The organism is Blastomonas sp. CCH1-A6, assembly GCF_001556365.1.
Taxonomy (GTDB): Bacteria; Pseudomonadota; Alphaproteobacteria; order Sphingomonadales; family Sphingomonadaceae; genus Blastomonas; species Blastomonas ursincola.
In genome coordinates, this window is sequence record NZ_LSIS01000417.1 from 1 (window position 1) to 10,831 (window position 10,831).

The 10,831-nt window shown below is 62.8% G+C and carries 7 protein-coding genes and 1 pseudogene; 4 read left to right on the forward strand and 4 right to left on the reverse strand.

The window, feature by feature from the left end; all coding sequences use genetic code 11:
* Window positions 1-109 precede the first annotated feature (109 nt).
* Window positions 110-1,960 (forward strand): EAL domain-containing protein, encoded by a 1,851-nt coding sequence (locus AX735_RS18895; protein ID WP_066283408.1) that lies wholly within the window; start codon window positions 110-112, stop codon window positions 1,958-1,960.
* Window positions 1,961-2,421: 461 nt separating this feature from the next.
* Here AX735_RS18895 and AX735_RS18900 read toward each other — a convergent pair whose 3' ends face one another.
* Complete coding sequence (locus tag AX735_RS18900; RefSeq protein WP_171007786.1) at window positions 2,422-3,705, reverse strand: enoyl-CoA hydratase-related protein; 1,284 nt, start codon at window positions 3,703-3,705, stop codon at window positions 2,422-2,424.
* Window positions 3,706-3,791: 86 nt separating this feature from the next.
* On the opposite strand from AX735_RS18900, the gene AX735_RS18905 reads away from it, so the two are divergent.
* Complete coding sequence (locus AX735_RS18905; RefSeq protein WP_066283411.1) at window positions 3,792-4,982, forward strand: DUF3667 domain-containing protein; 1,191 nt, start codon at window positions 3,792-3,794, stop codon at window positions 4,980-4,982.
* A 3-nt stretch (window positions 4,983-4,985) separates the two neighbouring features.
* Here AX735_RS18905 and AX735_RS18910 read toward each other — a convergent pair whose 3' ends face one another.
* Window positions 4,986-5,390 (reverse strand): acyl-CoA thioesterase, encoded by a 405-nt coding sequence (locus AX735_RS18910; RefSeq protein WP_066283417.1) that lies wholly within the window; start codon window positions 5,388-5,390, stop codon window positions 4,986-4,988.
* An 85-nt stretch (window positions 5,391-5,475) separates the two neighbouring features.
* Entirely contained in the window at window positions 5,476-8,229 is a 2,754-nt protein-coding gene (locus AX735_RS18915) for a TonB-dependent receptor (protein WP_082751199.1), read from the reverse strand.
* Window positions 8,230-8,417: 188 nt separating this feature from the next.
* Between AX735_RS18915 and AX735_RS18920 the strand changes: the two genes are divergently transcribed.
* Entirely contained in the window at window positions 8,418-9,497 is a 1,080-nt protein-coding gene (locus AX735_RS18920) for a phytase (protein ID WP_066283424.1), read from the forward strand.
* Here AX735_RS18920 and queF read toward each other — a convergent pair.
* Window positions 9,494-9,952: a preQ(1) synthase gene (gene queF / locus AX735_RS18925; protein ID WP_066283431.1), complete on the reverse strand. Its 459-nt coding sequence runs from the start codon at window positions 9,950-9,952 to the stop codon at window positions 9,494-9,496. The genes AX735_RS18920 and queF overlap by 4 nt on opposite strands.
* A gap of 126 nt (window positions 9,953-10,078) precedes the next feature.
* Here queF and AX735_RS18930 point away from each other — a divergent pair.
* Window positions 10,079-10,831: pseudogene (locus AX735_RS18930) on the forward strand (hypothetical protein); the annotation flags it as partial.

The window sequence follows — 10,831 nt, forward strand, 5'->3', positions numbered from 1 at the left end:
CCATGCAGCCCGGTGACCACACCCCAAATTACACCTCATTGACGGACGTGACCCGGGCAAACGGGTACCGATGATACCACCGCCGGACGCGAGGCGGTTCTCGCGTCTTGTGAATTCCAATGTCTGGATCAACGGCTATAACGTCGTCTGGTCAGGCCGATATGCCAACCAGGTTGGCGATCTCATCGTTCCGTCGATCGCGTCAGAGATTTCCGACATTCGAGGTGGCGCGGAGCAGGAATTTCCCATCGATTATTCGATCGCGATGGGCTCCATCCCGTATGTCAGCGCCAGCGAAATCCTTCGCGGCGATGCTGTGCTGTCGCGCGTAGCCGGCCGCGACATCATCATCGGCACCAACGCAAGTGGCGCAGGCAATCGTTATTCGGTTCCCGGCCACGGCCCGTCGGCCAGCGTTTTTGTAAGCGCGCTGGCGGCCGAAACGCTCTTGGCAGGCGCTCCGAGCACATATGGCTGGTGGCTACCCTTTCTTCTTGCCCTCGCGGTGACTGCGATGATGATGCGGGTGTCCAGAACGCCGCTCGTTCTCGGCATGCTTGTTCTCCTGCCGACCTGTGCACTGGGACTGCCGTTTCTGCTCGAATCTGCCGGGTATTACACAGCAATCATGCCGGCCACCGTCCTGATGCTCGGCTCAATGGGCCATCTTGCCTGGCAACTGCACCGTCAGCGCTTCGACGAGAGAGGCATGCTCAACGAAGTCTCCGGCCACCCCAATCTCAACGCCCTGCGTGCAGAAGGGGCAGAGACCCAGGACGGACTGATCGCTGCCCGAATCCACAATTATGCTGAAGCGGCCACAGCCCTGCCAGTTGCCGCTGAGAAAGAGCTTGTCGAGCAGATCATTCTGCGGCTCTCCCTCGGGAATGGCGGTTGCAAGGTGTATCACGGCGACGAAGGCATCTTCATGTGGCTGGTGCCGGGTACATCGATCAACAATGTGGGTGATCAGCTCGCCGGGCTGAGTGCGATTTTCAGGAGCCCCGCCAATGTTTCGGGCCGACTGATCGACCTGGGTGTTGCGTTCGGGGTCGACGCCGATCCCGGCCGCTCGATCCAGAGCCGCATGTCGAGCGCCCTACTCGCCTGCCAGGAAGCGCAGAATGCGGGCGAACACTGGCGCGTCTATGATCCGACCAAGCTCGAAGCGACCGAATGGCGCGTCACCATGCTGGGCGAACTTGATGCGGCGATCGACAATGGCGAGGTCTGGGTCGCCTTCCAGCCGAAACTCGATCTGCTGTCCGGCGAAATCTGCGGCGCGGAAGCACTGGTCCGTTGGACGCATCCCGAAAAGGGGCCGATCAATCCCGAGGAATTCATTACCGCGGCCGAACGCCATGACCGGATCGAGAAGCTGACCGAACACGTGCTCAACCGCGCGGTGCAGGTCGCAGCCAGCCTGAACAAGGGCGGGCGCAAGTTCGACATGGCGGTCAACCTTTCACCGCGGCTTATCGGTCATGCGAATCTCAAGCCGATGGTGGTCCAGACACTGCGCCGCCACGGCCTTCCCGCCGAGCGGTTGATACTGGAAATCACCGAGACCGCGGCCATGTCCAGCGCCGAAGCAGCGATGCAGGAGCTGCGCGATCTGCGCAGTATCGGGCTGCAATTGTCGATCGACGATTATGGCACCGGTTTTTCGACGCTCGACTATCTCAAGCGTTGTCCGGCGACGGAGCTCAAGATCGACCGCAGCTTCGTGCGCATGCTGGTATCGAGCCGGTCCGACCGGATCATGGTCAATTCGACGATAGAACTCGCTCATTCGCTCGGAGAAGAGGTGGTAGCCGAGGGCGTCGAGGACAATGAGACGCTCCAGCTGCTTGGTCAAATGGGGTGCGACAAGGCCCAAGGCTATCTGATCGGACGCCCGATGCCCTATGAGGCATTGGTCGACTATCTGGCAGATCACTCGACAGCCAAGGCTGCCTGACCAACAAATCCTTGAAAATTCAAAGCTTTCTAGCCCGTGGCGAATCGCCGCGTGCCGCGCTGCGCAATGTCATTGGTAAATGGCTTGTTGACCATTTTACATTCTGGTAACCTTGTTTCTGGGCGTGTCTCGTATTTCGCGCCCTAAATGGAGTGCTAAAAATGGCAAAGCGTACCAAACAGCCCGTGCGCGGATTCTGGGACTGGCTCCTGGGCGGCGGCTGGAGCAACTGATTTAGAGGTTCCTTTTCAAGGACTTCGATCAGGTGGCCCCGATCGCAAGATCGGGGCCATTTTTGGTACCACCGGGCTACGCTGCCAGCGGCACCGACGAAACGCTGGAGCGTCGTGCAGATATAGTCCGCCGCTCGTCAGTCAAAGGTGACTGGCGATTCGAAAAGGTTAACACCGGAACTGGCAATTCGCGGATGCACAGGCCGCAATATTCAGCGTCGTGGTTCGTTACTTGCCTTTGAAGCGCGGCGGGCGCTTTTCGAGAATGGCATCGATCGCCTCGCGATGATCGTCCATCTGCTGCAGCACCCCTTGCCAGATCGCCGCCTGATCGAGATGCTCGGAGAGCGTCACGTCACGCGCATCCTTGATCAAACGCTTGGTCTTGCGAATCGCGGCAGGCGGGAATTGCGCGACCATGTTCGCAAGCTCCATGGCACGCCCGATCAGCGCGTCGCCCGGCACCACTTCGGACACCAGGCCATAGCGTTCGGCCTTGGCTGCATCGATGAATTCGCCGGTGAGCATCATCTGCGTCGCCTTGGCATGACCGATGATCCGCGGCAGCAGCCAGGCACCGCCATCGCCCGGGATGATGCCGACCCGCAGGAAGCTCTCGGCAAAGACCGCGTCCTCCGCCGCGATACGGATGTCGCACATGCAGGCAAGGTCGCAACCGGCACCGATGGCATGCCCGCGAATCGCCGCAATAACCGGGACCGAAAGCCGCTCCATCGTCATCGGGATGCGCTGAATCTGCGTCTTGTACCAATGCTCGAGCTGCATCGGGCTCATATGCTGCTCGGATGTCAGCGCCTTGATCTGCTTGATATTGCCGCCCGAACAGAAGCCCGGCCCCTCGCCGGTGAGCACGACGCAGTCGATCCCGGGATCGGAGTCGGCAGCCTCCAGCGCGGAGACCAGCGCCGCGATCACCTCTTCGGCCAGCGCATTGCGCGTTTCGGGCCGGTTGAGCGTGATCGTCGCGATCCGGCCCTCGACCGCATAGAGCACGGGCGGCGGCGTGTCGCTTGCGGTGCGGGCGACCCGGTCGGCATAGCCGCCGCCGTGGAACAGCAACGGCGGCTTGCCCTCGCTCTCGTAATCGACGACCTCTCCGACCATGATCACATGATCGCCGCCTTCATAAAGATGCCGCGTGTTGCAGATCAGCCTTGCCGAACAGCCCTGGATGTTGGGCAGCCCCTCCTCCCCGATATCGAGCCCGGCAAACTTGTCCTCGATCCGGGAGGCGAAGCGGTTGGAAAGATCGTCCTGATCGCTCGCCAGGATGTGCACTGCGAACTGGCCTGCCTGCTCGAACGCTGTCATCGACCGAGCCGAGCGGGCCAGCGACCACAGGATCAGCGGCGGATCGAGCGACACCGAGTTGAAGCTGTTCGCGGTCACCCCGACCGGCGCGCCATTGGCATCGCGGGTGGTGACGATGGTGACGCCGGTGGCAAACTGCCCCAGCGCATTGCGATAGGTCTTGGGATCGAAATGGGCCATTCCCCTGCCCTAGCCGCACGCGATTGCCCCGCGCAACGGCAAAAGTCCGGCGCCTGATCGGGACAATTTGCTTGGCCGGTTTTGCCATGGCCAGTACACTGGCAGCCGAGACACAGGGCGGCGGGGCAGCGACGGCAATGAGCGGCGAATTCGAAATGGCAGGCGCTATTGCCGAGGGCGGAATGTGGGCGCGCGTCGCCGAACCCGAGGCCGGCGAGGCGCATGCCGAAGGCCATGGCAAATGCCTCAATTGCGGGACGCTCCTCGCTGGACCGCACTGTCATCAGTGCGGCCAGGCGGCGCATGTGCATCGCTCGATCTCGGCCTTCTGGCACGACATCCTGCACGGGGTGCTGCATTTTGACGGCAAGTTCTGGAACACGCTGCCGCTGCTCGCCTGGCAACCGGGGCACCTGACCCGCCGATATATCCATGGCGAGCGCGCCAAGTTCATCAGCCCGATGGCGCTGTTCCTCTTCGCCATCTTCCTGATGTTCGCGATCTTCTCCTATGTCGGCTCGCCCGATTTCTCCGGGAAAGCGGGGGCCGAAGCACAAAAGGAAGGCGTCAAGGTCACCGGCTGGCGCGAGGGCATGCAGCGGGAGATGCTCAAGCTGGAAGGCGAGCTCGCTCCCAAGGTCAAGCAGCTCGCCGCGCTGCCCGCCGACAGTGCCGCTCGCAAGGAACTCGAGGCCGAAGTTTCGGACCTCAAGGGAGAGATCAACGCGCTGTCTTATGCCACCACGGGCAAGCCGCGCTATCCCGACTTTCTGTCGGACAAGGGCGCTCCCGACTCTGTGCCGTTTGAATTCAATACCGATGTCGATACCGGCTTTCCTGCCTTCGACGCCTGGATCAACAAGGTTGCAGCCAAGGCCAAGAAGAACCCGGAGCTGCTGCTCTACAAGATCCAGTCGAACGGCTACAAGTTCGCCTGGCTGCTGATCCCGCTATCGATCCCGTTCGTCTGGCTCGCCACTATCGGCAAGCGCGGGCATCGGTTCTACGACCATGCGGTGTTCACGACCTATTCGATCGCGTTCATGTCGCTGATGTTCATCGCCGTGACGCTGTCGTGGAAGTTCAACATTGTGCCCGGCCTGGTCATCACCGCCGCGCTGTTCTACGCGCCGTTCCACATGTATCGGCAATTGCGCCACGCCTATGGCACATCGCGGATCGGCGCGGTCTTCCGCCTGTTCCTGCTATTGAATTGCACCGGCATCGTCGTGCTGCTGTTCCTGACGATCCTGATCAACCTGGGGCTGATCGGCTGAAACTCAGCTGCCGAAGAAGCGCCGCTTGATATCCTCGGCCAGCCGCGCAGGGCGCAGCGTTTCGGCATCAAGGCAGCACCAGCTTGACTTGACCTCGGCGAGCACATCCTCGCCGCGGCGAATGATCGTCTCGTAGAAGGCGCGCGCGCCGTGCACCTTTTCGAGCATCACCGACGCGATCACCTGATCGTCAAGAAAGGCAGGCTTGCGATAGGTAATCTCGTGCTTGAGCGCGACCCACAGATGCTCGGCCACCGCCTGGGGCGGCGCGATATTCTGCCAGTGTGCGATGACGGCATCCTGCACCCATTTGAGATAATGGGCATTGTTGACATGCCCCATGAAGTCGATCTCGGACGCGTCGACGCTGATGGGATGGTCATGGCGGATGGCAGCGGAGTCAGGCATGGCCGCAATGTAGCGATTTGTGCAGGTTTACGGAAGCGGCAATTGCCGGAGGCTGCAGCGAGCCTCCGGCAATGCTCCAGAGCAATCAGAAGGTAACGCGAACACCGCCGGTATAGCGGCGACCGAAGCGCTCCCACTCGATGGTAAACTGCCGATCGCGCACGAATCGCCGTCCGGGCTGGTTCAGCAGGTTCGAGGCATCGAAATAGACTTCGACATTGGGCGTGATTGCATAGCGCGCCGAAACGTCGAGCTCGTCATCGGTCGTCCAGTAGAAATCACCGCCATCCGCGACCGAACCCAGGCCATCCAGCCAGTCGGTACGCTTCTGGTAGTTGGCGCGGACCGAAAGCCCGTATTTCTCGTAATAGACGCCCAGATTATAGACGATGTCCGAGGTGCCGGGCAGCGGCACCTTGTCGCCATCCGGCGTGGTGGCGCTGCTGTCGTTGAAGGTAAAGTTGGTGCTGAGACCGAAACCACCCATCCAGTCGGGCAGACCGAGATCCTCGGTATATGGCTCGAGCTGGGTCTGCACCGCAATTTCGGCACCGAAGATATGGCCCTTGCCGCCATTGCCGATCGTCGTGAACAGATATTGCGAGCGATCCACGCCACCGCTGTCCAGCGCGTCCGAATTGAAGGTACGGGTCTGATCGAACAGGACGTCCTCGATGCGCTTGTAGAAGACACCGACCGAAATATAGCCCTGAGGCTGGATGTACCATTCGAAATAGGCATCGACGCCATAGGCCTTTTCAGGCTTTGCAAACGGGTTGCCGCCCGAGATCGTCAGGTTCTGGTCGTTAAAGGTGAAGTTGGGACGCAACTGGTCGTAGTCCGGACGCGCGGCACCCGTATTGAACGACACGCGCAGCTTCTTGTCTTCTGCCATATCGTAATTCACGTGCAGGCTGGGATAAACCAGGGTGATGTCATTCTCGACCGTCACCGGCAGGTTGAGATTGCCATTAGCAAACGCACTGCCACGGTTCTTGATATGCTCGACACGCGCGCCGGCGAGCACGCTGCCCCAGTCATAGCCGACCCGACCCGCGAAATAGCCCGCATAGACCTGCTCGCGGACATTGTAGAAATTGTTGGCGAGGAAGGTCGCCGGGCGGTTCTGGCGCAGCACGCGGACGTTGGCGCGCATCTTTTCCAGGTCGAAATAGCGGAAGCTGTAGCCTAGCGGGATCTCGCCCTTGAACGGGATGTTCAGTGACTGGTCGGCAAAGGTTGTGCTGATGCCCAGCGCGGTCGCCTGCGCCGTATTCGCGGCATACTGGATTTCATTGGCTTCCTTGGTCCGCTGGTCGAACTGGAAGCCGAACATCAGCTTACCTTCGCCGCCGAACAGGTCGAGCTCCTTGGTGACATCGAACTTGCCGGTATAGGCCTTGGTGATGTCGACAAAGTCATTCGAGACCAGCGAGGTCAGCGGGCGCTGGAACTGATCGATGTCCACCACGGCATCGCCCGCGCGGAAAGTCGTCGGGTTGGTCGTGGTGATGGTGCGGAACAGGCGGATGCGCGCGAAGTCACGATCGCGCAGGTCATAGCTCACCGTCGGGCGCAGGTTGCGCGTGCTCGGGCTGTCATAGCGCGCTTCGCCGACGACGCTGCGGTCGTCCTTGGCGCGGGTATAGTTGGCGCGCCAGGAGAGGTTCCAGCCATTGTCGAATTCCTGATCGCCGCCGATGGTGGTGGTGAAGATCGACTGTTCGAACGCGCGGAGCGTGGCGCGCTGATTGATGTCGATCCCATAGACGGTTCCGAGCAGCGGCGTGTTGCCAATACAGACATCGGCATAGCCGCTGGTGGTCGGCTGGGCATTCGGGACGATCGCGCAGGCCGAGGTCGCCGGACGGTTCAGGTCGCCCTGACGGTCGTCGAGGTCGAAGATATAGTTGTCGCGCGCTTCGTCATCGGTGAAGGTCGTGAAGATCGACTGCACGAAGAAGCGCTGGCCCGACACCGGCTCCCAGTCGAGACGGCCCGAATAGCTGTAATTCTTGCGCGTCAGCCGGTAGAGCTTGTTTTCGGTCTCGCGCGCCCAGATGCGGTTCGCATTGCCAGGCTGCACGTCCTGCGCCACCGGTTCCCAGTCGTTCTCGAAATTGTCGGTGACCATGTCGCGCTGATAATAGCTGCCAGAAAGCAGCACGCCGATCTCGCCGATGCCGGTGCTCCAACGATCGGAGAGGACCAGCTGCCCCTCATATTCCTGACGGCTGCCGAGTTCGACATAGCCACCGCCGAGCTTGGCCTGGGCATGGAGCCCCTTGTAATCGAAGGCGGAGCGCGTGCGGATGTTGATCTGGCCGGCAACGGTCTCGCCAGTCATGTCCGGAGTGACCGCCTTGCGCACGATGATCTGCGATGCGAGCGCCGAAGGAAGGCTGTCATAGCGCGTGTCGCGGCCTTCGGGGCTGACGATCGAGATGCCGTCGATGGCGAGCGTGGTCCAGTTGATCGGCGCTCCGCGCAGGCTGATGTAGCGGGCCTGGCCCTGGTCGCGCTGCACCGCGACGCCGGGCAGACGGCCCGCGGCCTGGGCGATGTTCTGATCGGGCAGACGGCCGATGGCGTCCGATGCCGCGACGCTGACCAGCGAATCCGAGTTGCGCTGGACGATCAGCGCGGCGGCTTCCGATTCGGCGATCGGGCGCGAGCCGCGCACGATGATGTCGCCCTCGGTATTTTCGGCTTCCGGCTGCGCCTGTGCGTCCTGCGCCAGTGCTACCGAAGGAAAAAGCGCCACCGCTGCAATGCTGCCCAGCAGAGCGCAACGTGCGCGCGACACGGCGCGCGAGCGACAACCCGTAACAATTTTCATGAAATGCCCCCGACTCAACCGGCACACCATCGGCCGTTGCCGGGCCCGCTAACAGCGCTCCAAGACGGGTGGATGAAATTCAGGTTTCAGTTTTGCGTCACTTCTTGCACAAAACTGTCATCAACGCGCCATATCGACGTGGCAGCGGCCCTCGACCGCAATTTGACTTCGAAAAAGGATTTCCTGTCATGGCCGCTCGTTCTTCCGCCACCCTGTTCGGGGTGAGCCTATTCGCCTTGCTGGCCAGCGCCTGCGCGCCCAAGGAAATCCCGCTCGAGGTGCGAATTGCCAATGCGCTGCCCGCCATCGACGTGCCCGCGACCGTCGAGACCGTCCCCGTCGGCACCGCCAATGCGGATGCGGCGGACGATCCGGCAATCTGGCGCAACCCGGCCAATCCCGCCGCCAGCCTGATCGTCGGCACCGACAAGAAGGCCGGGCTCTATGTCTATGGCTTGGACGGCAAGGTGCGCGGATCGTCGCTCACCGGGCGGTATAACAACGTGACGCTGTTCGCGGGCGAGCATGGCATCGTCGTCATCGCCAGCGATCGGACCGATCCGGTCAATTCCAAGCTCGCGCTGTTCCTGCTCGATCCTGCGACCGGTTCGCTGTCGCCGCTGGCGAGCGTGCCGAGCGGTGCGGGCGAAGGCTATGGCGTGTGCGTTGCCCCTGCCCCGCGCATCGCGATGGTCGGCGCGCCCGATGCGATGACCGCCTATGCCGCGATCAAGGACGGCACCGTCCGCGAGATCCGGATCACGCACAAAAATGGAAAGGTCGAGCACGAGCCGGGCGCAACCTGGAAGCTCAAGACCCAGATCGAGGGGTGCGTGGTCGATCCCGCCACCGGCGCGCTCTATGTCGGCGAAGAGGATGTCGGCATCTGGAAGATCGATCCCGCGCGCCCCCAGGCCGCGCCGGTGCTGTTCGCCGCCGCCGACAACAAGCAGCTGGTCGCCGATGTCGAGGGCCTCGCGCTCGCCACCCGCGAGGGCGCGAGCAGCCTGCTCGTCGCCTCGAGCCAGGGTGACAATGCCTACGCTGTGTTCGACACCGCGACAGGCACGCTGGTCGGCCGCTTCCGCATCAACGGCGGCTCGCTCGACGGCACATCAGAAACCGACGGGATCGAGCTCGCGGTCGGCGATTACGGCCCCGGCTTCGAGCAGGGGCTGTTCATCGCCCAGGACGGCGATAATGGCGGCGGCACGCAGAATTTCAAGCTGGTGAGCTGGGCCGCGATCCTCGCCGCGCTCGGTCTTTAACCTCGCCCGCGATAGCCCGGAACGTCCTGCGGCGGCAGCCACAGCCCCGCAGGCGGTTCGCCTGATTGCCAGAACACGTCGATCGGAATGCCGCCGCGCGGATACCAATAGCCGCCGATGCGCAGCCAGTGCGGTTGCATCTCCTCGAACAGCCGCTCGGCAATGCCGACGGTGCAATCCTCGTGGAACGCCTGGTGGTTGCGGAAGCTGCCCAGGAACAGTTTCAGCGACTTGGATTCGACCATCACCTTGTCGGGCGCATAGTCGATGACCAGATGCGCGAAATCGGGCTGGCCGGTGACAGGGCAGAGCGAGGTGAACTCGGGCGCGGTGAAGCGCACCAGATACGGCCTGCCGGGGCGGGGATTGGGCACATAGTCGAGCACAGCCTCTTCGGGAGAGGTCGGCATCGGGCTGTCTTTGCCCAGAAAGCGTGTTTGGGGTTGATCAGTCATGCGCCTCATCTAATGCGGCACACGGCTGATGTCATCTCCCGCCCCGCATTCAGCGCCGATTAAGCGCTCAGGTCGCGTGGCGGAAGATCGAACTGGGGATGGTCAGCCTTTTGTCGGACCGGTCGCATGCGCACCGGCCGCATCAGCTATACGGGGAATTTCGTCGGCATGAACGGTGACGGCCGCAAGATCATTGGGATGCTATTGGCAGCAGGCCTGCTCGGCCTCAGCGCGCCGGGCATGGCGCAGGACAATCCTGGCAGCTTCTCGCTCCCGGCAGGGGCGCAGCCGAGCCCCCAGCCGCCATCTGACGTGCAAGGTCCGGTCGATGCCGAGTCGACCCCGCCGCGCCGGACGGATGAACCCGCCGAGCCCGCACCGCGTCCGCCAGTGGCGACGATCGCGCCGACCCCGGTTCCGCGCCAGCAGACTCCGCGCCAACAGACCCCGCGCGCGCAGGAAACGCCGCGTCCACGCCCCGCCAGCCCACGCCCAGCGGCGCAGCAGCAGCAGCAGCAAGCGCAGCCCCGCGTGCAGGCGCCTGCCGCGACGCCAGCCCCCTCGCCCGCGCCCGATACGCCGGTCAGCTCGGCCGAGACGCCCGCTCAGGCTCCCGCCGCCGAGCTCCCTGCAACCGACGCTCTGCCCGTGCCCGAACTGCCGGGCCTTTCCGAGCCCGATCCGGCAACCACGCCCGAGACCGACCCTGCCGAGGTTGAAGATGCCGGCTCGATCTGGTGGTGGGCCGCCGCTGGCCTGGTCGCGCTGGCGAGCCTGGTTTTCATGGGCCTGCGCGCGCGCAAGCCAAAGCCCGCAGTCGCTGCCGACACGCCAGTGCACCTGCAGCCGGTCGAGACAGTGCCGACCCCGCCGCTGCGC

Bases quoted from the DNA above. Each gene is read 5' to 3' on its own strand.
- queF (WP_066283431.1), bottom strand. From the start codon at position 9,952: ATGACTGATCAACCCCAAACACGCTTTCTGGGCAAAGACAGCCCGATG.
- AX735_RS18905 (WP_066283411.1), top strand. From the start codon at position 3,792: ATGGCCAGTACACTGGCAGCCGAGACACAGGGCGGCGGGGCAGCGACG.
- AX735_RS18900 (WP_171007786.1), bottom strand. From the start codon at position 3,705: ATGGCCCATTTCGATCCCAAGACCTATCGCAATGCGCTGGGGCAGTTT.
- AX735_RS18920 (WP_066283424.1), top strand. From the start codon at position 8,418: ATGGCCGCTCGTTCTTCCGCCACCCTGTTCGGGGTGAGCCTATTCGCC.
- AX735_RS18915 (WP_082751199.1), bottom strand. From the start codon at position 8,229: ATGAAAATTGTTACGGGTTGTCGCTCGCGCGCCGTGTCGCGCGCACGT.
- AX735_RS18910 (WP_066283417.1), bottom strand. From the start codon at position 5,390: ATGCCTGACTCCGCTGCCATCCGCCATGACCATCCCATCAGCGTCGAC.